Annotated in this window: 18 protein-coding genes and 2 pseudogenes; 11 read left to right on the top strand and 9 right to left on the bottom strand. The window is 57.7% G+C overall.

Annotated elements, in window-relative coordinates; translation table 11 throughout:
* Positions 1-572 precede the first annotated feature (572 nt).
* Positions 573-2,531: a glycoside hydrolase family 127 protein gene (locus tag NLM27_RS26905; RefSeq protein ID WP_254146165.1), complete on the bottom strand. Its 1,959-nt coding sequence runs from the start codon at positions 2,529-2,531 to the stop codon at positions 573-575.
* A 1,375-nt stretch (positions 2,532-3,906) separates the two neighbouring features.
* Here NLM27_RS26905 and NLM27_RS26900 point away from each other — a divergent pair.
* From NLM27_RS26900 to NLM27_RS26890, 3 genes are all read left to right on the top strand, one after another.
* Positions 3,907-4,290 carry a hypothetical protein gene (locus NLM27_RS26900; protein WP_254146164.1) on the top strand — a complete coding sequence of 128 codons (384 nt, stop codon included), beginning with the start codon at positions 3,907-3,909 and terminating at the stop codon, positions 4,288-4,290.
* 712 nt (positions 4,291-5,002) lie between these two features.
* Complete coding sequence (locus NLM27_RS26895) at positions 5,003-5,236, top strand: hypothetical protein (protein ID WP_254146163.1); 234 nt, start codon at positions 5,003-5,005, stop codon at positions 5,234-5,236.
* Positions 5,237-8,424: 3,188 nt separating this feature from the next.
* Positions 8,425-9,201 carry a DUF4239 domain-containing protein gene (locus tag NLM27_RS26890; protein ID WP_254146162.1) on the top strand — a complete coding sequence of 259 codons (777 nt, stop codon included), beginning with the start codon at positions 8,425-8,427 and terminating at the stop codon, positions 9,199-9,201.
* A gap of 40 nt (positions 9,202-9,241) precedes the next feature.
* Here the strand turns inward: NLM27_RS26890 and NLM27_RS26885 are convergent, their stop codons facing one another.
* On the bottom strand, positions 9,242-9,466 hold the full coding sequence (locus tag NLM27_RS26885) for a hypothetical protein (RefSeq protein WP_254146161.1): 225 nt from the start codon (positions 9,464-9,466) through the stop codon (positions 9,242-9,244).
* A 32-nt stretch (positions 9,467-9,498) separates the two neighbouring features.
* Between NLM27_RS26885 and NLM27_RS44160 the strand changes: the two genes are divergently transcribed.
* The 4 genes from NLM27_RS44160 to NLM27_RS43850 all read left to right on the top strand — a co-directional run bounded on the left by NLM27_RS44160 (position 9,499) and on the right by NLM27_RS43850 (position 12,079).
* Positions 9,499-9,849, top strand: coding sequence for a helix-turn-helix domain-containing protein (locus tag NLM27_RS44160; RefSeq protein ID WP_375142281.1), 351 nt, complete (start codon positions 9,499-9,501; stop codon positions 9,847-9,849).
* Positions 9,850-10,614: 765 nt separating this feature from the next.
* Entirely contained in the window at positions 10,615-10,818 is a 204-nt protein-coding gene (locus NLM27_RS26880) for a hypothetical protein (protein WP_254146160.1), read from the top strand.
* A 390-nt stretch (positions 10,819-11,208) separates the two neighbouring features.
* Positions 11,209-11,538: an IclR family transcriptional regulator C-terminal domain-containing protein gene (locus NLM27_RS44155; protein WP_375142327.1), complete on the top strand. Its 330-nt coding sequence runs from the start codon at positions 11,209-11,211 to the stop codon at positions 11,536-11,538.
* Between the two features lie 91 nt (positions 11,539-11,629).
* Positions 11,630-12,079, top strand: coding sequence for a cupin domain-containing protein (locus NLM27_RS43850; protein ID WP_254146159.1), 450 nt, complete (start codon positions 11,630-11,632; stop codon positions 12,077-12,079).
* Between the two features lie 5 nt (positions 12,080-12,084).
* Here NLM27_RS43850 and NLM27_RS26865 read toward each other — a convergent pair whose 3' ends face one another.
* Positions 12,085-12,711, bottom strand: a complete 627-nt coding sequence (locus NLM27_RS26865) for a LysE family translocator (protein WP_254146158.1) — start codon at positions 12,709-12,711, stop codon at positions 12,085-12,087.
* Between the two features lie 320 nt (positions 12,712-13,031).
* Here NLM27_RS26865 and NLM27_RS26860 point away from each other — a divergent pair, with 320 nt between their 5' ends.
* Together NLM27_RS26860 and NLM27_RS26855 are read left to right on the top strand one after the other, a co-directional pair.
* Complete coding sequence (locus NLM27_RS26860) at positions 13,032-13,247, top strand: rubredoxin (RefSeq protein ID WP_254146157.1); 216 nt, start codon at positions 13,032-13,034, stop codon at positions 13,245-13,247.
* Positions 13,248-13,321: 74 nt separating this feature from the next.
* Positions 13,322-13,966 (top strand): FMN-binding negative transcriptional regulator, encoded by a 645-nt coding sequence (locus NLM27_RS26855; protein WP_254146156.1) that lies wholly within the window; start codon positions 13,322-13,324, stop codon positions 13,964-13,966.
* Positions 13,967-14,043: 77 nt separating this feature from the next.
* Here the strand turns inward: NLM27_RS26855 and NLM27_RS26850 are convergent, their stop codons facing one another.
* The gene (locus tag NLM27_RS26850; RefSeq protein WP_254148936.1) at positions 14,044-15,591 is read right to left on the bottom strand and encodes a PLP-dependent aminotransferase family protein; all 1,548 of its coding nucleotides are present in this window, start codon (positions 15,589-15,591) and stop codon (positions 14,044-14,046) included.
* A gap of 227 nt (positions 15,592-15,818) precedes the next feature.
* Positions 15,819-17,429: pseudogene (locus NLM27_RS26845) on the bottom strand (GMC family oxidoreductase); the annotation flags it as partial.
* A 105-nt stretch (positions 17,430-17,534) separates the two neighbouring features.
* On the opposite strand from NLM27_RS26845, the gene NLM27_RS26840 reads away from it, so the two are divergent.
* Positions 17,535-18,428 (top strand): LysR family transcriptional regulator, encoded by an 894-nt coding sequence (locus tag NLM27_RS26840; protein WP_254146155.1) that lies wholly within the window; start codon positions 17,535-17,537, stop codon positions 18,426-18,428.
* Positions 18,429-18,517: 89 nt separating this feature from the next.
* A pseudogene (locus NLM27_RS26835) lies at positions 18,518-18,733 on the top strand (malonate transporter subunit MadM); the annotation flags it as partial.
* A gap of 4 nt (positions 18,734-18,737) precedes the next feature.
* Here the strand turns inward: NLM27_RS26835 and NLM27_RS26830 are convergent.
* The 4 genes from NLM27_RS26830 to NLM27_RS26815 all read right to left on the bottom strand — a co-directional run bounded on the left by NLM27_RS26830 (position 18,738) and on the right by NLM27_RS26815 (position 22,630).
* The gene (locus NLM27_RS26830) at positions 18,738-19,436 is read right to left on the bottom strand and encodes a YafY family protein (RefSeq protein ID WP_254146154.1); all 699 of its coding nucleotides are present in this window, start codon (positions 19,434-19,436) and stop codon (positions 18,738-18,740) included.
* A 92-nt stretch (positions 19,437-19,528) separates the two neighbouring features.
* Positions 19,529-20,704 (bottom strand): epoxide hydrolase family protein, encoded by a 1,176-nt coding sequence (locus NLM27_RS26825; protein WP_254146153.1) that lies wholly within the window; start codon positions 20,702-20,704, stop codon positions 19,529-19,531.
* A gap of 310 nt (positions 20,705-21,014) precedes the next feature.
* Positions 21,015-21,524 (bottom strand): L-2-amino-thiazoline-4-carboxylic acid hydrolase, encoded by a 510-nt coding sequence (locus NLM27_RS26820; protein ID WP_254148935.1) that lies wholly within the window; start codon positions 21,522-21,524, stop codon positions 21,015-21,017.
* A gap of 71 nt (positions 21,525-21,595) precedes the next feature.
* Complete coding sequence (locus NLM27_RS26815) at positions 21,596-22,630, bottom strand: HoxN/HupN/NixA family nickel/cobalt transporter (RefSeq protein ID WP_254146152.1); 1,035 nt, start codon at positions 22,628-22,630, stop codon at positions 21,596-21,598.
* Positions 22,631-22,670: the final 40 nt, after the last annotated feature.

The following is a 22,670-nucleotide window of genomic DNA, read 5'->3' as shown; positions in this document are numbered from 1 at the left end:
CGGCCTCGTGGGTATCGGTGGCTTGGTCGGCTCCTTCGGTACCGGCTCGAGCACCGCGTCCGGAGGCGCGTCGGCAACAACAGCGCTATTTTCCAGTCCTATGCGATTGGAGTGGTGAGTACGGGTGGCCCCAGCCGGGCCGGTGGACTCATTGCGGCAGCTCTTTTTCTACCTGATTGGCTTAGGAGTGTTCATCGACTTGCTTTCTCCTCGATGACTGCACTGGTTAATCCGCTCAAGCCATAGCCGATGCGCCTGAGAGTGGCTCCCGGCAGACGCTTTGGTTCAGCAAGCTCTTGCTCGTTCGAAAGCGAAGACGCAGAGCGAGGGAGGCCATACTGAGGAAAGGTTACGTTGCCAGCGTATTTCGCGGACTAACGCGCGTACTTGAGGGCGCGTTTGGCGCCGTTTTGTTCGTGGCAGTTTCTTGTCGCGACGAGCCTTGTTGACGTGGCTGGATCCCTACCGCTCGATCTCACACGGCCTCGGGCGGGCACTCGGGAACGCATCGCTGATCGAATCAAGGACGTTGCGGACCTCCGTGACGGCTTCGTCCGCGATCATGGCCTCAATCACCACTCATTGATCCAGATCCGCATTTCACCTTCGCCGCGGTTGGCCCAGCTGAACCACGGAATGAATGTCAAACGCTGCGGTTGCCGCTTTCCAGGTACTTTGTCGTAGTGATAAAGCGGTGCTCCCTCAGAGAGCGTGTGTTGCAAACGAAAGCCCTCAGCGTGCAGCAGAAGTTTGCCGGCAAATAGGGCCTCACCTTCAACGAGCGAAAACCGGCTGTCTTCATCCAGCCAAACATTGTGTAGCTCTGGCCCGTTGTCGGCTTGTTCCAGACAGTAAATTAGGGGGCCACGCTGTATAGCCACTTTCCCGGCCAAGTGGCGAATTCGTGGATGACCATACACCCGGCGTACTTTCATGGGCAGTTGCAATTCGCAGCGATCGCCCTGCCGCCATGTGCGGTGAATGTGCAAATAGCCCTTGCTCGGCTCGCAATTGACAGGTTCGCCGTTCAGCTTCACCTCCGGCGCGCTGCACCATGCCGGCAGGCGCAGCGCGATCGAGTGGGTGATCGGCTGCTCAGATTCCACGGCAATCTCCACCCGATCCTCCCAGGGATAGTTCCCGCTCATGCGCAATCGTAGCGTATGCTCTCCAACCGCTAATGCCACGCTGTTGCCAATGTAGAGATTGACATAGAGCGCGTCGGAGCGTGGCGTGTAGATGTAATGACCAATTGATGTAAAAAGACGCGCGATGTTCGGCGGACAGCAGGCGCAGCCGAACCAGCCTTGTCGTACTGGCGAGATATGACCGTAGCTGTAATTGGACCGTAGCGTTTTGGGATGAACTTCAAGTGGATTGGCGTAGAAAAAATGCCGCCCATCCAAGGCGATGCTGCCCAATACTGTGTTATAGAGAGCACGCTCCATCACATCCGCATAGTGACTGTCCGCCTCCATCTCCAGCATCTGGCGGGCGAACATCATCAGGCCGATCGACGCGCAGCTTTCCGCGTACGCAGTATCATTCGGCAGATCGTAGTCGCTGCTGAAGGCTTCGCCTGCGCTTTGCGAGCCAATACCGCCGGTGATATACATCTGCCGCTGCACCATGTTTTGCCATAACCGCAGGCAAGCTTGGCGTTGTTGCTCGTTTTGAAGCAGACGCGCCAGATGGGCAACCCCGGTCATGAGGTATACAAATCGGACCGCGTGACCTGTTGCAGTTCGCTGTTCGGTGACTGGCAGGTGCGCCTGGCTATAGGCTTTCCATCTGATTATCCCGGACTTGTCGTGTGCTTTCCGATCGCGGGATCGCTTCTCATATTCTAGGTCATAGAAGTGCGGCTCTGTGCCGCGTTGCTCCACGAAATAGTTAGCTAGCGTGAGATATCGCGGCTCCAGCGTCACTTCATAGAGGCGTGTCAATGCAAGTTCGATTTCCGGATGGCCATCATAGCCGTGTAAATGATCGCGCTCCGGGCCAAAAACCAAGTCAATATGGTCAGCAAGCCTGCAAGCGACGTCCAGTAGGCGGCGTTTACCGGTCGCTTGAAAAAAAGCGACTCCCGCTTCAATCAAGTGGCCGGCGCAGTAAAGCTCGTGGCATTCGGTTAAGTTGGTCCATCGTTCCGCAGGCGTCTTTACGATGAAATAAGTGTTCAGATAGCCGTCGCCGCGCTGCGCAGCCTCCATCAGCTCGATCAGGTCATCGGCGCTTTTCTCCAGTTCCGGATTGGATGTGGCGCACAACGACCAGGCGACTGCTTCCAGCCATTTTGCCAAATCACTGTCCTGGAACACCGAACCGTAGTATTCCCCAGTTGCTCGGTTGGCTGCGATCCGGAGGTTTTCTACGGCATGGCTCGGTGCGACTCCGGGAATACGATCGTTCAGCGCCTCCCACTGGTGGGGAATCGTAACCTCCCTCACCAATTGCTGGTATTTTCCGAAGAGCGGATCGGTGACCCGTAAGTGGTGGAGATTGACTTCCGTAACAGTCGGCCAATTCATCTCGCTCTCCATCGTGGTTGTTGCACAGGCCGGTAGTTCACGAAAGCCACGCCGTACCTCATTGTGAGTTTGCAGGGTCGAATTGGCAGCCCCCGCATGTCCTTGCCTGCTCTGATCAGCTCACACGTCTTCCCCGTGCTTCCAGTCTCGGCATGATGAGCGATTGAGGCGGCCCTCTGCTGATGCACCTGAACCAGGGGTGGAGAGAGAACTCACGGTTGTTGAATAGAACCGGACGTTCTATGACGCTCGACACGAAGGACATTGTCGATCTCCGTACATCGCTTTGACCAGCACTCTCGAGGCTCAAGACAGCAATTTTCGTGCCGGCAACGGCGCACATCGTTCTCTGCAACGAGTTCGTCCTCGTATCCGCCAATCGGTCGTGGCTTCGATGTGGCATTCTGCGCACCGCCTTCCGCCCGATAAAGTTTTGCTCTGCCGGCGAAGCGTCGCGCGCTTCCTGGTCCTCACCGCGATCGATATCGGTTGACCGCGGACGGGTCATGACCGTTCCCGGCAGCTCGAGGCATGCGGATAGAGGCGGCTAGGCCGGTATCGAGGCGAATGCGTTCGCGTCGCGTGGTGCGCCTTCTGCCTTGATGAAATTGCGCTCATTATCGGCCGCGGAGATGAAGAGGGCCGAGACACAGGCGCGCCTGCCGCGTGGACGGCGCGGGTAACGGGGCTCGCGGCAAAACAGGACGCAACAGAAGGCCGAACGACCAGCAAAGTGCGTTCAAGCGTCACGACGAAATCAAACTGACAGACCAACGACGCGGCGGGGCGAGAACGCTCCCGGCTCTGAGCTCAACCTGCGCGTGGCCGGCTCCATCTCCCGCAAGTTCTTGCCGCTCTATGCTTCAGAGAAGGAAGCCGCGCCTACCGCGAGTCTTGATGTCTCCTGCAGATCCAGGCGTTCGACAAGCACTGTGCGATGGCGGACAAGCCAACCAACAGCCGAGGCCGCAGATGCAAACGACTTCGCAGTGAATCCGCAATTTCTCTACGACTACTTCGAAGACTTGGCATGGGTTCGCAAGCCAGCGTCCATCCCGGCACCTTCAGCTATGCTGGCCCCTGATTTGGATCACCTCCCTAAGCTTCCCTGTACGAAATTGCTAGGTTTTCGCAAATCGACGCGAATGCCTTTTTCGCCTCGGCGCTCTCGAAGCAAAAGCGTCTCCCTTGGTCACCACGCTCGATCCACCAGGTGGCCTTGTGCCCTCGTGAAATGCGGTAAGCCTCTTCGCGCAACTGGTCCAGGAGCCTTCCTGATGCACGCACGATCACAACGTTTTCCATTTGAACGCTCATTGGAGAAAAACCAACACAGTTTAGGCAACAACGTATCCAGAAGGCGCTGCTATAACAAATGCGAATCCTCATCTTGCGCCGCCCCAATATTCCTTTGGACAAGATGTTGAAGGTCGGTGCGCGTTTTCCTCGCACATCCGGCGTTTTGCGCCGACTTCCTGCAGCTGCCGATATACCCGTCGAAGAGCGGCGACGTCGCCCCGAAAATCAGACACTTTCGCCCGATAATCGATTAGAAGAAAGGTTGAACCAACAGGCAGAAGAGGCAATCAACATTGATTCAAGCGGAAGAAAGCATGGTACAACAGATGCTCTCATCGATCACAACCAGCGCGCTACAGAACTGCGTCGTCCCTACCCAGGAAATGCTGACGCCTCATTTGAGGCTTGCCCGAAAGAGCGGGTCTTGTCCCTAGGCAGGCATCAACGATTCGGATATTGAAACGTATCTCACGTGAGATCGATCAGGCTGAGACTGTATTGGAATTTATCGACCAAGGTGAGGGGCAATCGCACTGAGTTGGTGAATGAATTTGATCGGGTTCCTGGCTGGCACGCGATCCTGCCACGCATGCTGCAGCCGGCGCTATCAAGGCAGCGATGATCGTCTGCGACTTATCCAATCCCGGCGTAGCAATTGGAGTCGAACAATGGACCGGCAATTCCTGTCCAAGCGAGCAGAGCGCAACTGAGCAGAAGTAACGAGAAGACGACCAGGTCGGGCTGTGGCTTACGGATGTTTAGCCCGCAAGAAGTTCACCGCCAGTGAGGCGCCGGCCGCCTCGATGCGGCGTGCGAGGTGTGACTACAAAGCCGCGATAATCCAGTTCGGATTAACGGAATGGAAAGTCGTCAAGGCCAGGGGCCACCTAATCGCGGCGCACATTCCACACAGGCCAGTATCCCAGCCGCGTGTCGCGCCACAATCGATTGATCTGCCGATCCAATTCGGTGCCAGCTTTGATAGCTGGATGCCAACTGACCCGCCCCGCAGCAAGGACGACAACTCGCGCGAGGCGTGGCTGATTTATTTCGGCGACGGCCGGTGCGATTGGGCGTCGCGGCGGCAGAAAGAGGCGGGATGATGACCATCAACGCTTCTGATCGTCACGGTAGCAAGGCTAAAAGCTTGCCGCCAATTAGCTGGGAACACCATGGTCAAGGCAATTCGCAACTCCGTCCTAATACTCACGTTTATCATCGTCGCTGGTAGCAACATTTTGTGGGGTTTCATGAATAGCTATCTCGCCTGCGGCTTTGCCCTGGCTGCTTCACTGACTGTCGGCATTTGCATCGAGCGCGTCTTCGTCAAGCGGTCCCATCGCGAGATGATCCGCCGCCACGGCAGGGACTCGTGTCCGGCAGATGAGCAACAGCCCGGCCCATGAAAACCGGCGGTCCCGAGGCTCGTCACCGCCTCCGGGTGGCGAGGGGTCTGCGCGCGGTGCATCGAGGACGAATGCTTCCTACAGTTCCAGAATTAACCTGCAGCTGGGACATCAAGCTTAACTAGCGAGTTCGATTGCGACCAGCCTCCCGCGCGCTAAGTTGCATATACCGGACAATTGCCCCGTCCGGGGTCACTTTGGCGAAACGGCGCGTCATTATACTCGGCGCGTCCGCTTCGTTTTATCGATAGCACGAGTTTCGTTTTGACGAGTGAACCCGCCGATAACCCGCTCGATCTCATCGAGATGCGACGACAGATCACGGCTTTGCGCTCGAAAAATTCCAACAATCTGCGCATTGCATCGCTATTAAACCGCTTCCTCGTCAAGGTTGCATTTTTATCAGAGCCCAAGGATGAGGCGCATGCACGACATCTTAGGTCCGAATTTGCACGGACGCTGCAAAGTGTTAATATGATCGCCTCGCGGTCCCCATCCGCAAAGCCATCGGGGCGCCGTTAAGAGCCCTAGTAACACTACGGCACAGACGTTTTTGCGCCCTTCACCTGCCGCGGCTCGCCCATGGGAGCCTTAGTAGGCGCCCGCACCACTCTTGGGTCGCGAGGGTGGTCTTGGAGAAAACCGGTTTGCAAGCGCAAGCACCGCGGCTTCCATCGGTTTCGAGCGCGGTCTTTTGGGCAAGCATCACGCCGCCAGCTACCAAGGCGCGACGAAACACCACCCGGATCTTAGGTGGGTATTCTTCATCAAGCGGCAAAACATCAGTCATAGTTCCCTGATGAATTCGGTATCGCTGGCCGGTTTGAGAGCCCGTGACTTCGAAACGATCTTTGCATCAAGCTGAGCGCGCTGATCCGGAGGCAGCCATTCGCGGGGGAAACGACGCGCACGCGCTTCAAGGTCCATGTTTGTCGATGAAGCTCTGATAGAGCCGCTCGCAGTGCGCGCAACCGTCCTACGCGGCGGCCTGATCGCCGCGAAGGAGCTTGTAGAGATCTTCGACGGGGACAGTCGTGCGACCTCCATTCTTGCGGAGGCGGATCGCGCCTCTTTCGCAAGTTCGTAGATTCGAGTGTTGCCAATGTCTACTTGCGGAAGTCAACAGGCGCGACGTTTGGTGGCAGGCTGTGAATCTTGATGAAGTCGATAAGGGGAGATTGCCCGAGGAAATTGACGATTAAGGCGCTCGGCAAGATCGCCATGGTTATCTGGGAATCACGCGATCCGTGCGTCGGTCGCGGCGATGAAGAATGTTTTCGCACGCATCCTCAAGGATCGCGGCATCCACGACATCACCCGGGATTGTCACTGTCGAGGAGGTCTTCCGTCTGCAGAAAATGGATCAGGTGAAGGCCGACGAGAGGCTTTTTCTCACGTGACGTCGATCAAATATCTCAGTTGGCAAACCGTTCACCTCTCCCTTGGGACCTGACCATCGTCGTAGCGGCGATCGACGCCGGGGCGGGACAATGGCAGATGCCATGACATCGACGGCGGCGGCACATTAAGGAATGTACAGGACGGCAAGTGGCACGAGCGCGCCGATAGCGCAGAGCACCACCGTCTTGCCGATCACCGCGCGTCTCTCGATTTGCTCGGCCCCGAACCTGGGAGATTCAGTAAGCTGTCCCGTTCGATCCCTCCCGGCGAGTGATGGGCCTGTACCAGGTAACTCTGCTCCAGCCGACGGAACTCTTCCGCCCGCAATCTGCGCGCACGCACAGCCATACGCATAGTCCCCTTCACCAGCCAGCTCACCAGGTCGCCGTTGTAACATCCTCGAAAGCCGTCGGCGAAGTGCGGGCCGTACGTGACCACTAGCCCACCAAATCAGATAGTTGAGACCGCTGGATCTCATCGTCCATCACCGTCGCTAGCTGGAATTTGCTTACTTATACGTTTCATGATCCCTCTCGATGCCACGCACATACCCCATCCGCTCCGCGGGCTTAGACCGGCGGCGCGGCCCATAGCTCATGCTTCTGCCTGCTCTCGCTTGCCTTGCCCTCTCTCCTTTGCGCCCACCGGCCATGCTCATCGGCTGACCTGACGCGGATTCCGTCCGCCGCAATGGTCGAGCCCTCGCGCAGGCCGCGCCCTTCGGGTACGGCATCCGTCTCTCCGCGTCCCTCCGCTCGCCGATGGCCGGTAACCGCAAACAAGGAGAGACGACATGAGCAAGGAGCGCTTCGTTATTCACCAGCATCTCACCGACCGCATCGTTGCGGCGATTGAGGCGATGCGGGACAATGGCAGATGCCGTGGCACCGGGGCAGCAGCGGGCTGACGCCCGTCAACAGATGGGCCAACTCTGGGAACGCCAGATCACCACACTAAGGTACCTCGCTAGTGGTGCAGGACTTCAGCCGTTCTTGATGCCGTTGCGCGGGATTTCAACGGACGGACGCCCCCATCGCTATGAAAATCCTGGCCGGGCTCAGCACAAACGCGAGGATTAGTCAGACTAAACTCGCGAATCGGAATGGGGTGGTTGCGCTGTGGACCGCGTCATACATCACAGCCTAACCAAACGATCATAAGCATCGTCGCTTTCCACTGAGGGACAGCTTCCCCCTTTTCCACAAAGAAGAGGGACGCACGGGCGCATCCAAGCAATTCGTTAGAAGCGGACAATCGCCGGGTCGATGAATCGCAAGAAAAAATCGTTCGCATGACGAAGCGATCTTTCTTGCCGAGTTCACGTGATCGTCAGTCGAAATTGTTTTTCTATCAGGGGTTCAATCGTGCTATTCGGCTTAGTCCCACTGGCCCAGGTCGAACCGCACGAGCAGCGGACCTCCTCGCGCCTGGATTCCAGGTCAAGACGTGTCGAATCCGGCTTTTTCTTTGAACTGTGCCCATCCCAACGCAGGTGGATGTGGTTGTGTCCGAGCGTCTTCGTAGAGGGCGCAGGATCTGCGCCAAGGGATGGTCCCGTTGCCAGTGTCTCCAGTAGTTTGATCGGAAGTCAAAAAGAGCAGTGGAGTGAGCACTTGGCATTTTTTTGGGAAAGAAGAGAAGATCCTTGAGCGAACGAACCCAATCCCTGATCGATTCTATCGCGGGCCCTTGGTTGTGCTTTCGCTAGCCGATATATTATCGGGCGGCTCAATGCTCATATGTTTCTAATCGGATGCGTTGCCTTGCATAGAGGATCGCCTAACCCAATGATCAAAGCTTGGTTAGACTGTTCAGCATTTGAACTGTTTGCGGTCCTCATCGCTCTTTACGCAACGACTGGCGCTGTCATTGTGATCGCGAGTTTCAGCCCTGCAACAGTTGTGCCGGTGCGCCGCGTAGATGGCGTGGTCGCTCCGTTCTTCGGCACGGTCGGAGTGTTGTTTGCGTTCCTGACCGGAGTGTTGGCCAATGATATAACCGATCGCAACCGTCAAGCGGCCCGCGCGGTGCAGTCGGAGGCGGCCGAACTGCGCAACATCTATACTGTTAGTAACGCGGCCGTCTCGGATATGGGTGACCTCCGCTCAGTGCTTGCGAAATACGTCGCCGCCCTCGTGAATGACGAGTGGCCGGCGATGGCGCAGGACCAGGATGCCAAATCGGTTGAGTCCGTCTATGACGCTTTGCTGCGCGAAGTGAGCGATCCTCAGATCGGTCAAGCAGCGGGCGCTGCGGTGCAGACGGCCCTGCTAAATGCGGCAGTCGGAGCGGGCAGCGCGCGCTCCGAACGGCTCGCGTTGGCTTCGGACCGCACGATCGATGCCAAATGGATTCTCGTCCTGATCCTTGGCGTGGTGACACAGATATCAATCGGGTTGGCGCACCTGAAGAAGGCTGGTGCACAAATTGCGGCACTAAGCGTGTTCTCAATTGCCGTCGTGATAGCGCTGGGTCTCATTGGTCTGCAAGAGCGTCCTTTTTCCGGTGATATCCGAGTAGAACCGCGACCTCTGGCAGAGGTCGCTAAAATCGCAGCGGAATGAGGATGGGATGAACCGGAGTGACGACATTTCCGAGAGGCAATCAGACCCCCTTGAGCGCGAGAATGAATGGACAACTGCCGCCGCGGATATCATCGTGGCCAGCGGCCAATAATCGCTCGGACCACTTCTCGTCATCGTCGGCATCAAGAAGCCGCCAATACGTCACCAGATGCGGTCCGTTATAGGTGGTCAGCACCAGCTCATTCGGCGTGACATCCGGACCATCTGTGTGAATGCCGAGCATTCCTCTAAACTTATGCGCCACATCTGTATCCCGAATAAAGTTGCTGCAATGGTATGGTTATAGCTAGTGGTTTGATCATGCCAGATGGCAATGCTTTTGCGCATGAAAGCTCGTGCACTTGTGGCTTGGAATGTGCGCCGGATCCGATTAGATCGCGGTATTCCACGAGAGCTGCTCGGGATACGGGGATTGACCGCTCCTATGTGGGCCGTCCTGAGCGGCAATCAAAGAATCCGACAGTTGAACTTCTCGACCGGCTCGCCGAATCGCTAGGTGTTCATTTATCTGAATTCTTTGTTCAGCCCCCAAAGGAGCGACGACACTCTGGACCTTGCCTAAAGGCCACAAGCCGGTGCCGCCAGGTGGCAAGACGAAATAGCACTGCTTGGATGACGGGCGCTTAAGTTGCATATCGTTTTTCGTCAAGCCATCGAAATAGAGCCCTTCCACGTGTCCGATCTAGCGAGGATCGCGACGCGCCAGTATTCTTGTTTCACCGGCTGCAACAAGCGCGGCTCCTTGGTTTGTCCTTCCTGACTTGCTCGGCGTCGTGATCCCGACCTGGCTGGTTGGTGTCATGATGTCAGTCCTTTATGGCCTATTCGATCTGGTGGAGAACCTTGCCCTCTTTTTCCTACTGGCACATTCTGCGTCGTACATGCATCGGGCGCTACGATTGCCTCGGCATTTACAATTCGCAAAATGCTAACAATCTCCTTGGCCGTCTTTGGCCTTCTCATTTTCCTGGCCTCGTCGCTTCTGTCGGTCAGGGTAAATCGGCTCATGTAGCAGAGGCCCGGAGGGGGGCCTCTGCGATAGGAGCTACGGTATTTCGCCACCGGCTCAAGGATGACGAAGCTAACCGGCTGACGCGGACAGCGGCTACGAACCACGTCGGCAGAAGCTGACCCGTCCGTTCTGGGAGCGCGACTTGAGTGGCGGCTTCCTATCTACAGAACCGGCACGAGCGAAGGACCGGATGATAGCTCCCAGGTGACGACTCCATCTTGTCTACGACCTGGCAATCTCTGAGCGACGGCGCGATAGCGCATTGGGGTCGTCCCGAGCCCGCAGTCTGAAGCTATTCTGCACCCTGTAGGGGCGCACCCGCAGTTGCAATCCGGCGCGGATTTGCCTAGACAAGCCAATCCTAGCGGGAACCTTCGACCATGAACGACAACAGTTCATCCGGCTTGCTCGAGCTGCAGGGACTTCAGCTGATCCGAGCATTTCTACGCATACGCGATGAGGCCGAACGCAAAAAGGTGCTCGAATTTGCTGAGCGGCTAGCGGTAAGGGCTCAAGGTGAGCCCCTCTCGACGCCGTGGAGTGAATTAGCTTCATCATTGACGCCGACGGAGCTCCCAACCTAGTCCGACATTGGCATGGCGTGCAACGCGGCGCGCGGCGAGCAGGGGCGTCGCTTCTGCAAGCGGCGCCCTCCCCGCGCTAAGCCGCGGCGGATTCTGCGTTCTGCGACTCGTGCAAGAAGTCCGCGGCGCGCTGGGCGTGCGAGGAAACAGTAAAGATCGCGCGTTTGTCACTCTTCAGGTTTTGATCCACGACGAAACGTAGACGCATGATCCTCCGTCACCTCCGGCCGGACGGGTTGTGATTGCTCCTGCGCTGCTGCGGCTCGCGCGCTCCTCGGGTCCTCAGTTCGCGGAGATTGCGCGGCCACACCTCATCAGGTTGTCCGGTGATCTTCAGGAAACCGTCGATCTTGCCGCCATTCGCAAGGATCGGGCGATCTTCATGACCAGATCGTTGGACCGCAGCGGCTGCGTACCGTTTCGGCGATCGGCGAGTCCTTTCCACTGTACTGCACGGCGAACGGAGAGGCGTATCTCACGACTCTGAAGAACGGTGAGGTCGAAAACCTGCTTGGCCGCTCGTTCGAGCGGCGGACGCCGACAACGATCACGAACTTGAACGCCCTCTTGTCGGAATTGAGTGAAACTCGGACTCGAGGCTTTGCCTTCGACGGGGAAGAGCACACCCTTGGAATTTGTGCCGTCGGCGTGGCAGTAAGGGACGATCTCGGCAATCCTCAGCGATCTCGTTCCTGTCCCGACTGCGAGGTTTGTCAATGAAGAAGCCAACATCACGAAGCAGTTGCTAAAAACAAGAACTCAGCTACTGAAGCTTGTGGAAACGAACGGATAAGCGCAGCAACCTGCGACCGTGAAGGCACTTCTGCCGCTCTCGTCTCCAGGTTCAATCTTCTTCTACGAAGGCTTCCTCGCGTGTCTTCCGGAACGAAGGCTGAAGCACAAGAAGAAGCGCGAGCGACGAGCAGAACGACAAGGACCCGCTCGCTATCGCCCGAGCCAGGAATGGAAAGCCGGGCACTATCTGTCACTGGTGGCGGGGCTCGCTCCTGAAAGGCTGATGCGAGCCTTCATCGTCCGTCCGGGTCGGACCGCCCAGCGCGGGCGCATTATGAGCCATCATGAAGGCGAGGAAATCCTATTCATCCTGACCGGGAAGATCGAGCTGCACATCGGAAAGCGCAAGGAGGTCCTCAGTCCCGGTGATTGCGTCCAGTTCGAATCCACCATACCGCATAAGCTGACGGCAATGACGGCAGAGCCGGCATCAGCATTGGTCGTGATCGCAGCCAATGGCGATTGAGGGCATCAGCCCGTGCGGCGGGCAAAGAGCAGGGTCACGCCGAGCCCGCACATGACGGCGCCCGATGCCTGGCGCGTCCTTCTAATGAATGTCGGTCGCTTGGCAAAACCCTCCTTCGCCCGTGCGGCCCAATAGGTCACAATCAAGTCCACGCTCGTATTGAGTGTAACGGAGATGAGGCCGAGCACGATGAACTGCACGGCGACGTTCGCGGATGGGTCGACGAACTGCGGAATGAACGCGAGAAAAAATGCGGCTGTCTTCGGATTGAGCGCTTCGACGACGATGCCCTCGCGAAAGGCCCGACGCGCTCCGGTCGTCTGTATCTCGGCCGGTTGGACGAAGCGCGCTTCACGCCATGTCTTGATCCCGAGCCAAATGAGGTAGAAGGCGCCAGCTATTTTCAATGCCGTGAATGCCTCGGCGCTGGCCATGATAAGAGCTGATATTCCGACGGCCCCTCCGATAACGTGTACGAGGCCGCCGAGACCCAGGCCGACGCTGGACGCCAGGCCCTCCGACCTCCCGCCTGTAAGCGTTCGCGCCACGATGTAAAAGATGCCCGGTCCCGGCGTGATTGCCACAATCAGCGCCGCCGCCAGAAAGAGAAAGAACATTTCGAGGCTGAGCATTTTGAACACAGAAGCGGATGGATCATTTACACGAAGACGAAGTGTATCTTCATTTCGCTGAATCGCAATCGCCGGCGATGCTCCGCTTGCGATAAGGGCGCTTTTACACGGACTGTGGCTGGGCTGTTGGTCGCAGGGGAGCTGACTATTCTCCGACATCCGTCGGGCGAATGCGTCAGTGTACATCATCGGCTACGATAGGGTTGCCGACACGGCACTGGTTCTTTTCTGGTACAGTAAAAATGTCAGAAACTGGCACTGTTTGATGTGCCAGTTCCACTATAGAAGGTCTTGAATGACAAAGAGAAGGTAAGACCGGCATGACCAGCTCTTCTGGATTCTCGACCGAAACCGCCGCTGACGCGCCCGTGTACAAGACGTGGCGGTGCGTGCTTTGCGGACTAGTCTACAGCGAAGCGGAAGGATGGCCGGACGATGCAATCGCCGCTGGCACTCGCTGGGAAGACGTGCCCGATTCCTGGTTTTGTCCCGATTGCGGGGCGCAAAAGAGCGATTTCGAGATGGTCGAAGTTTGAAGAGCATCTCGTTTGATGCGACGTTCCTGCCTGCCATCTAAGCATGAGCGCCTCTAGCCGACGAAGGAGTGACTATGTACGTTCCGCCGCATTTCGCTGCAACCAAGCCCGAAGTGCTTCACGAGTTGATCGAAAAGAACCCGTTGGGCATTCTGATCACCAACGGCAAGAGTGGTCTCGATGCGAACCATATTCCGTTCGAGCTGAACGCGCATGCTGGTCAGCACGGGATTCTCCATTCGCACGTCGCTCGAGCGAATCCTGTTTGGCAAGATATCTCGACCGGCGACGAAGTTTTGATCATCTTCCGCGCCGCGGACGCTTACATCGCTCCGAACTGGTATCCGAGCAAGGTCGAGTTCAAAAAGCAGGTCCCGACCTGGAACTATATGGTTGCCCATGCGTACGGACGCGCAACGATCCGCGACGATGAGCGCTACGTTCGCGGCATGGTTGCGCGCTTGACTCGCACTCACGAGGCAAAGCAAGCGGATCCTTGGAAGATGACTGATAGCCCCAAGGAATACATCGATATGATGCTCAAGATGATCGTTGGGATCGAGATCGAGATTACCCGATTGGTGGGTAAGTTGAAGCTCAGTCAAAACCGAGAGATCAGGGACATCACTAGCGCCGGTAACGCCCTCAAGGCGCAGGGGGACGTCGAGATCGGCGAGGCCATGCTGGTAGCCGCTGGTGTCAAAGCGGAGCAGGCCTAAAGGATATTCGATCTGTGTACTTCAAGAGGGGAGGGGCTTGACGCCTACCGAAATCGTCACCGCAGAGTACAGTTGGGTCAAGGCGTCGGCGTGCGACGTCCGGATTTTTGGTGGTCACCAAGCACCTTCTTCATTTTGGCTTGGTTGCCCGTGTTTGAGAATTCCATAAGAACGGTTCTCAGATGGATCACGGCGGTTCGTAATTCCCTGACAGAAAAACCGCCGAATCCAAGCATCAGTCCGAAACGGGGCGGGGCGTCCTGGTACATTGGCGAGATCGGCCGCACAACCAGTCCTGCCTTCTCTGCTCGTTCGGAAAGTTTGACGTCGTCGAGAGCGGCTGGAAGCCAAAGCACCACGTGCATGCCCTGGTCGCTCGGTTGTAGTGTTACCCAGGACGGCAAGTCCTTTTCGATGGCCGCAATTAATGCCGCGCGCCTTTCTGCATAGGCGCCGCGGATGCGTCGAATATGGGCTTCGAAATGCCCTTCTCGCATATATTGCGCCAGTACGTGTTGGTCTACCGCCGGGGAATGGCGATCGATGAGGGCTCGCGCGCCGGCGAACGCATCGACTAAAGTAGGCGGAAGGATTGCGTATCCAAGGCGCATCGATGAGAACAGCACCTTACTCATCGTTCCAAGATAGATGACACGCGCAGGGTCAAGTCCCTGTAGGGATGGAAAGGGGTGTCCGGCGTAACGCAATTCGCTGTCGTAGTCGTCCTCGATGATCCATGCGTTGTTCTGACGCGCCCACGACAACAATGCGGTGCGCCTCGCCATGCTCATGGGCATGCCCAGCGGGTATTGGTGTGATGGTGTGACAAAGGCGGCACGGGCATGCGGGCAAGACATAAGGCCTTTCTGAACGTCGATGCCCTGCTCATCTACGGGTAATCGATAAGTCTGGATGTTAAAGTTTCCAAGCACGGCTACAATGCCGGGATAGACAGGGTCTTCAGTCCAAACGGTGTCTGCGTTGGAGAGTAAAACGGTGGCAGCCAAGAAAAGACCCTGCTGCGTGCCCGCTGTGATCAAGATTTGGTCGGGCTCGCAATTCACGCCGCGTGCCTTTCGTACGTAGTCCGCGATTGCGATCCGCAGGTCGAGCAGGCCTTTTGGGTCGATGTAGCCGGAGGGAGCAGCCGCGCGTAACGCCCGGACGCGATTCCCCAGGCGACGCCACTTATCGTCCGGAGCGACGGCGCCTGCCGGATGGGCGATCGCAAATGGTGTTGTCCCTTGGGGACGAAGAACTCGTGCAACCTCGGCGAGACGGTTGGCGTTCGGTGGCAAGGCAGGGACCGTCTGTCCGGCCTCGACGAAAGCCTGCGATCGACTCGCGAACTCGCTCTCCACATTAGCTACGATAGTGCCGCCTCGGGCCCGCGCCTCAAGATAGCCTTCGGCATGTAGCTGGTGAAACGCTTCGATAATGGTACCTCTGGATAGTTGGAGCGAGGTCGCTAAGGCACGCGTTGACGGCAGCCGTTCGCCAGGCTTCAGCACTCCTCTCAATATCGCCTCACGGAGGGCTTGCGTGAGCTGGTATCCTACCCGGCCCGCGGCCTTGTCGAGTGATCTGAGCGACGGGATCGCTATGATGTTTTGGCGCCTTGCCATGGCTTTTTGTCTACCCATCCTCCAACGTTGGGAGCAAATATAGACCAATTCTTACGCATCGACGAAAGACGCCACTACAGGTTTTTGGGTCGCAATAGCAGGGTCCAGAGAGGCCCCTGAGCGACCGATGGTTGCCATTAGCCGTCTCACATCAGCGGCTATGGTTCGTCAGAATGACTACTATGTTGTCGTGTAGCGCCTCCAATTAGAAGCTGGGGGCCAGGCCGGCGGACGTCATCCAACATCATTGTGGCGCCCTTTTCCGCGATCATGGCTGTAGGGGTATTTGTATTTCCCGACGTGATCGTAGGCATGATCGAGGCATCGATCACCCGCAGCCCCAATACGCCGCGGACCTTGAGCCTTGCGTCGACAACAGCCATGGGATCGCTGTCAGCGCCCATCTTAGAAGTCCCTACCGGGTGGAAGATCGTCGTGCCTATGTCACCAGCAGCCTGGACAAGCCCGGCGTCGTCATCGCCGACATGCAGGCCGGGCAGATACTCATGCGGTTGAAATCTGGCGATCGTGGGCTGCTGCATCAGCCTGCGGGTGACGCGGATGGTGTTGGCAGCGACGATTCTGTCGTCATCAGTCGACAGATAGTTAGGAGCGATCTTCGGAGCGTCATGCGGCGAACTGGAGCTGATCTGGATGGTGCCGCGCGACGAGGGGCGCAGATTGCATGCGGCCACCGTGACCGCGGGAAATCGGTGGAGTGGATCGCCGAATTTGTCGAGAGACAAAGGCTGAACGTGGAACTGGATGTTTGCCCGCTCGCGGGTCGGGTCTGATCGGGTGAATATTCCCAATTGCGACGGAGCCATGGTCAGGGGACCGCGTCGACGCAGGGCATAATCGATACCCATCCACGCGCGTCGACTAAGCGAATAATATGTCTCGTTAAGCGTACGAATTCCCTCGACCTTGTATATGGCGCGCTGCTGGAGATGATCTTGAAGGTTCCGACCGACCCCACGACCTTCGTGCACCACATCGATCCCGATCGATGACAACCACTCCGCGGGGCCGACCCCGGAGCGATGGAGAATTTGAACGGATCCGATTGATCCGGAGCACAGAATGATTTCGCCTCTCGCCCGCGCCTCAATCGTTTGTCCATCTTTTATGAAGCGGACGGCAACCGCCCGTCGACCCTCGAAGCGCAGCTTGTCGACCAATGCGTGTGTCTCCAGCAAGAGGTTCTGCCGGGACAAGGCCGGTTTCAGAAAGCCTCTTGCTGACGACCAGCGTCGCCCGCGCTTTTGATTGACGTGGAAATAGCCTACTCCCTCGTTGTCTCCAGTGTTGAAATCGGGTGAGCGCGGAATCCCCATCTCCACGGCGGCTTGCTCAATGGCATCGAGGACCTTCCAAGAGATGCGCGGGGCTTCAATTCGCCAGCCGCCTCCGACCCCATGGCTTTCGCTCTCGCCGAGGAAGTGATCCTCCAGCTTTCGGAAGGCAGGAAGAACGTCGTCCCAGCCCCAACCAGTCAACCCAAGTTGGCGCCAGCCATCGTAATCGGCTGCTTGGCCCCGCATTGAGATCATCGCGTTGATAGCTGACGAGCCTCCTAGAACCTTGCCCCGAGGGTATGCGAGCGAGCGGCCGTTCAGGCCACGCTCGTTCTCGGTTTTAAACATCCAGTCCGATCGAGGGTTACCGATCGCAAAGAGATATCCGACTGGGATATGAAACCAGATCCAGTTGTCTCTTCCTCCGGCTTCGAGCAGGAGCACACGATTACGCGGATCAGCGGAGAGCCGATTTGCCACGATGCATCCGGCAGTGCCGGCACCCACGACGATATAGTCGAAATCACCTTCCATCTGCATCCGGACTGTCCTCCCGAGCGGCATGGACTGGAATGGCATAGTGGATTTTTGCACTCAACGCTGATAGCTACGACTGCAATCTGCAAAAATGCAGGGAGTTGGGCTATGGATTGGGACGATCTTCGCATCTACCTTCAACTCGCGCGCAGCGGACAGATGACTTCCACGGCGAAGGCGCTGGGCATCGACGATTCCACAGTTGGCAGAAGAATTGCGCGGTTGGAGACAGCGGTCGGATTGGCTCTCGTAGAACGAGCCGGGCGAAGGACCGTGATGACGGAGCAGGGACGGCGGCTTGCCGAGACGGTCGAGGAGCTCGAATCTCTTATCCTGCGAAAAGTGGCAGGACTGGCCGAGGATCAGGCCGTGGTTGCCGGTCGCGTCCGCGTTGGAGCTCCGGAAGGCTTCGGGGTAGGCTATTTAGCGCGTCGTTTAGCGATGCTTTCGACGCAACATCCACACCTTGAGACTGAGCTCGTTGCGCTGCCGCGAGTCTATTCGCTTGCTGCTCGCGAGGTCGACATTGCCATCACGCTGGATCGGCCAACAACGGGCCTAGTGACGTCCCAAAAGCTGACGGATTATACTCTCGATCTGTACGGCACTGAAGGGTACTTCAAGCGTCGTGGCAGACCCAAAAGCCTGACTGATCTGCCGGCCCATGTATTCTCGGGTTACATCCCCGAGCTTCTTTTCACGGAAGAGCTCAATTTTTCCAAGCTTGGTGACGGCGTCGAGGTCATGCCTTCGATCCGCAGCTCGAGTGTGATGGCGCAGGTTGACGCTGTCGAATGTGGGGCGGCCATCGGCGTGCTGCCAACCTTTCTGGCCGGGAGCCGCCCACTCCTGAAGGTATTGCTCGCCGACAAAATCCGGATTTTGAGAAGCTATTGGATTTCGGTCCATGAAGACGTGCGGAGGCTACACCGTATCAGGACCGTTCTCGAATCGATAGTAGCGGATGTTCGTACTGACAAGCGTGTCTTTTTGCGGCGCTAAAGTGCCTGCAGCGTCCATATCCAGAGGGCAACGTTTGCTGCAATGATAAGCGTGAGCGTGACTAGGTTGTTCGTCCGCTGCATGCCTAATCGCTGACGACGATCGGCGTCGGCGCGGTCACTTGCATCGTCGGTCCGGTCACGGGCGCGGCGATCGGCGCGTCATCGCCGGCCATTGCGCTCTCGATCGCCACCGGTGCATTCAAGGCGGTGATCGTGATGATCGGCACACCCTTCGTAGCGAACATGATCGGCCTCAACCATCCGCGCAGCGCAGTGGTGTTTGTCGGCTTGATGGGTACGGTCAGACTCAAGAACGATTGTCCACATCTTTGCTTGCGACCTGCGCGCGCCACCGTTTGACTAAGTCCCGCCGGCGACCCGGATAGCGATCGGCCTGGAGCTCTACCCGCTCCATTCGATCAACACGGAATACTCGAAAATCCTGACGTAGCTCGCACCAAGCCGCGGCAAATCGCTGAGATTCTATGAATCCGAGCGAGATCGGCCAAATTACGCGTTCCGTCGCAGCGCCGTGAAAGTCGCGATAAGTTAGAAGGACTTTGCACTGCTGGCGCATACTCTGCCGCAGCACGGCTGGATCGACCGACGTGGGCGGCGTTGGTTTTGGGGAGACATGAAAGGAGCCATCGTGAAGATGACGGCGTAGGTCGGGCGGCAGTACCGCGTCAATTTTGGCGAGCGCGTTCTGGGCAGCGCCAGCGAGGCTATCGTCTGTTTGTCCGCGGACCCACTGAGCGCCGAGGGCTAAAGCATGAATCTCTTCTTCCGAGAACATCAAAGGGGGCAGCAAAAAGCCGGGCTTCAAAACATAACCGACGCTTGACTCTCCGTCGATGTCCGCACCTATGGAGCGTAGCGTGGAAATATCCCGACGAATGGTCCGCAGAGACACTCCGGCTTCACGAGCAAGTTCTACGCCCGCGACCGGTTGCCGGTGACTGCGCAGAATCTGCATAAGGTCGAACAGGCGATGGCTCTTGGACATGCAAGCCCATATCGTGACTAATGCCAGTTGTGCAAACCAAGTCTGAGTGAGATCGACGGGGTGCGCTTGAGGAGGCTCGCCGCTCATCAAATCTACGGATCTGACGGCGACCCAGTTCCACCAAGCACCCGATCGGCAAATGTGCGAATGTCGTGGACGAACTGTTCGGGTTCATCCCAAGCACCAAAGTGGCCGCCGCTGGCCGCCTCGCTCCAGTGAACAATGTTGAACCAGCGCTCACCCCACGAACGCGGCGCGGGTAGAATATCCTTCGGGAATACAGTGACGCCAACGGGAACGGTTCCTCTCTCGGGTGGGATACGGCCCTCAGGATCGGAGAAGCTTTCGGCATAAAGTCTCATCGAAGAACCAATCGTACCGGTCGCCCAATACAAGGTTAGGTTCGCGCAAAGGGCGTCGAGCCCATAGCGCTGCTCAACGTCGCCGTCGCTCCAGCTTCGATACTTCTCGATGATCCATGCGGCGAGGCCAGCCGGACTGTCATGGAGCCCGTAGCTCAGCGTCTGCGGCTTGGTGCCTTGAATAAGGGCATATGCTCCTTCGGCGAACTGCCAGCCTTGCGCTTTACCGAAGTAGGCCTGCTCTTCGGGAGTCGGATACTTCGGATGCGGGTAGTTCCAAAAGACGTTGCTCAAGTGCATGCCTAGGAGCCGACCGGGATGATGGCGCCTAATCCGGTCAACAACCAAGGAGCCCCAGTCGCTACCGTGCGCAACGAAACGCTTATAGCCGAGATCGCTCATAAGCGTGACGAACAGCGCTGAGATACGAGTGCCGTTCATGCCGGGCTTGGTTGGCCGATCGGAGAAGCCGTAGCCCGGCAGCGCTGGTGCGACCACGTGGAAGCCGGCTGCGGTCAAGCGCGGAATAACGTGGAGATATTCGAAAATGGAACTCGGCCAGCCGTTGACGAGGAGCAGCGGCACCGCGTCAGGTTTCTCCGAACGAACATGCACCAGATGGAGACCCACGCTGTCGACCACGGCCCGAAACTGCGGCAAGGCGTTGAGTTGGAGCTCGGCCTCCCGCCAGTTGAAGCGCTCCGCCCAGTACTCGCAAAAGCGCTGAAGGAAGCTGAGCTCGGTGCCCTGGCGCCAATCCTGCCCCTCGAGCTGGTCGGGCCACCGCGTGCGTCTGAGACGCGAGCGCAGATCCTCTATAACATCGTCGGAAATGTTCGCAGAAAATGATTGCATGAGCAGCCTTTGTCGTCGCGATTTGTCGTTGGTCATGGTCTCGCCAGTCATCTTGTTTTCGCATGATCGACGAAGATGATGAGGGTATAGCCCAGCACAGGGACAGATCTTGTCACCATGCTTCAGTTCCGATATGCGCGGCGAAACGACGATATGATGACGGTGGCGGCGATGCAGGTGGCGGACATGAACGTGTGGACGCATTGGTCATAGCGAGTATGGAGGGGGCACCAATCCGCGATTCTACCGAAGATGTCTTCGATCTTTAGCGCTGGCGTAAGAAAGAGAAAATCACCTTATGGCGGCGCTCACGCGCCGCCAAAGATCAACCCCGAATTGCCATCACGGCGACTAAGGGAGTCTAACTCTCCTTCGAGGAATCGCTCCTCTCCTCCAGGCGATAGCGGAAATCGCAATGATTGGCACCTCCCATGATCGTCTGCGTGCGCGTCAGCTTGAGCCGAGAATCGTAGCCCTCGCAGAAGGCGCCGTCCCGATTGCACGACAGAAGGTGGCCGATGGCACCGAGGCCCATCTCGCGATAGGTCTCGGCGTAGCGGCAACGACGAACGTTGAAATCGAATTGATCGTCGGTGGCCGTCAAGACCTCGACCGTCAGTGCGTCGTCCTTGGTCCATAGCGCCTGGATGTCCTGAAACGTCCGCATGCTGGTGCCGCCCGGCGCTTGGGCGGCGAAATGCTCGCCGCTCTCGATGGCAGCGCGCCGGATCGCCGTCTCGATCACGGCTTTTGCCTGCTCCTCGCCGAAGCGTTCGCGCATTTCGGCAAAGATCGGGGCGATAATTCCGGCCTCGATACGCCGCCGCTCCAGAATTCCGATCTCGCTCTCCAGCGGAGAACCGGACGGCATGGTGTCGATCGCTTCGATGTGATTGGCCAAAATAGTCTCCATTTCCGTTGCAGTCGGCGGCTGACGGATGGTCATGACGAACCCTGATCGACCGGCAGCTCGTCGTAGCGTCCGTAGTGATACAGCAGCGCAGAGCAAATCCAACTTGCGATGAAGATCGCTACAACGATGTAGCCGAGGTCGTCCATATGGGCGTTCAAGCTGCGGATGGCGCCCCACACGCCCTTGTCCAGCCCAAGCTTGTCGCTCACCAGCCCGAGCACCTCGAGGCCGCCGATGAAGATCGCGATAATGACAGATACGAACGTCAATGTCAGGTTATACCAGAGCTTGCGGATCGGCTTGACGAAGGCCCAGCCATAAGCGCCCGTCATCAACATGCTGTCCGCCGTGTCCATCAAGGTCATGCCTGCTGCGAAGAGCAATGGAAACAGCAGGATCATCCAGAGCGATGTCCCCTGCGCGGCCTGGGTGGCAGATATCCCGAACAGGCCGATCTCGGTTGCAGTATCAAAGCCGAGGCCGAACATGAACCCGACCGGGAACATGTGCCACGATCTCGTAACGATGTTGAAAAGAGGCCGAAACAGCCGGCTCAGTGGCCCCTGTGTCGACAGCAGCGGGTCGAGCTGTTCGCTCGTGACGGTCTCGCCGCGGTAGACGCGCAAGAATGCCGCCCACACCGATTTTAGAATGAAGTAATTGGCCAGCCCGATCGCCAGCAGGAAGAAGGCCGATACCAGGGTGCGGATCAGGTTGAAGTCCCCGAAGGCGCTGATATCGATCGACAGCGCGGTCCCGGAAATTGCGATCGACGCCAGCATGACGATGCTTGAATGACCGAGTGCGAAGTAGAAGCCGACCAGGGACGAGGGCTTCTGCTCCTGCATCAGTTTTCGAACGACATTGTCGATGGCGGCAATGTGGTCCGGATCGAACGCGTGGCGCAGGCCGAAGACGTAGGCCAGCAGCGCCGTTCCGAGCAGCTCCGGCCGACCGCCAAGCGCCTGCAGCGTCCATATCCAGATGGCGACGTTTGCAGCGAGGATAAGGGCGAGCGCAACCAGGTTGTTCGTCCTCTGCCGAGGCCTTGGATGGCTCACCATAAATGCTGCACCGTGTCTTTCATGCTCCGTAGCGTTTACT

This window comes from Bradyrhizobium sp. CCGB12 (assembly GCF_024199845.1).
In the GTDB taxonomy this organism is placed as follows: domain Bacteria; phylum Pseudomonadota; class Alphaproteobacteria; order Rhizobiales; family Xanthobacteraceae; genus Bradyrhizobium.
The sequence above is the reverse complement of the archived record's forward strand: the minus strand, read 5'-3'. Positions and strand labels throughout refer to the sequence as shown.

Coding starts and splice junctions, on each gene's coding strand:
- NLM27_RS26905 (WP_254146165.1), bottom strand. CDS start 2,531: ATGAATTGGCCGACTGTTACGGAAGTCAATCTCCACCACTTACGGGTC.
- NLM27_RS26900 (WP_254146164.1), top strand. CDS start 3,907: ATGCGAATCCTCATCTTGCGCCGCCCCAATATTCCTTTGGACAAGATG.
- NLM27_RS26895 (WP_254146163.1), top strand. CDS start 5,003: ATGGTCAAGGCAATTCGCAACTCCGTCCTAATACTCACGTTTATCATC.
- NLM27_RS26890 (WP_254146162.1), top strand. CDS start 8,425: ATGATCAAAGCTTGGTTAGACTGTTCAGCATTTGAACTGTTTGCGGTC.
- NLM27_RS44160 (WP_375142281.1), top strand. CDS start 9,499: ATGGTTATAGCTAGTGGTTTGATCATGCCAGATGGCAATGCTTTTGCG.
- NLM27_RS26880 (WP_254146160.1), top strand. CDS start 10,615: ATGAACGACAACAGTTCATCCGGCTTGCTCGAGCTGCAGGGACTTCAG.
- NLM27_RS26865 (WP_254146158.1), bottom strand. CDS start 12,711: ATGCTCAGCCTCGAAATGTTCTTTCTCTTTCTGGCGGCGGCGCTGATT.
- NLM27_RS26860 (WP_254146157.1), top strand. CDS start 13,032: ATGACCAGCTCTTCTGGATTCTCGACCGAAACCGCCGCTGACGCGCCC.
- NLM27_RS26855 (WP_254146156.1), top strand. CDS start 13,322: ATGTACGTTCCGCCGCATTTCGCTGCAACCAAGCCCGAAGTGCTTCAC.
- NLM27_RS26850 (WP_254148936.1), bottom strand. CDS start 15,591: ATGGCAAGGCGCCAAAACATCATAGCGATCCCGTCGCTCAGATCACTC.
- NLM27_RS26840 (WP_254146155.1), top strand. CDS start 17,535: ATGGATTGGGACGATCTTCGCATCTACCTTCAACTCGCGCGCAGCGGA.
- NLM27_RS26830 (WP_254146154.1), bottom strand. CDS start 19,436: ATGTCCAAGAGCCATCGCCTGTTCGACCTTATGCAGATTCTGCGCAGT.
- NLM27_RS26825 (WP_254146153.1), bottom strand. CDS start 20,704: ATGACTGGCGAGACCATGACCAACGACAAATCGCGACGACAAAGGCTG.
- NLM27_RS26820 (WP_254148935.1), bottom strand. CDS start 21,524: ATGCCGTCCGGTTCTCCGCTGGAGAGCGAGATCGGAATTCTGGAGCGG.
- NLM27_RS26815 (WP_254146152.1), bottom strand. CDS start 22,630: ATGGTGAGCCATCCAAGGCCTCGGCAGAGGACGAACAACCTGGTTGCG.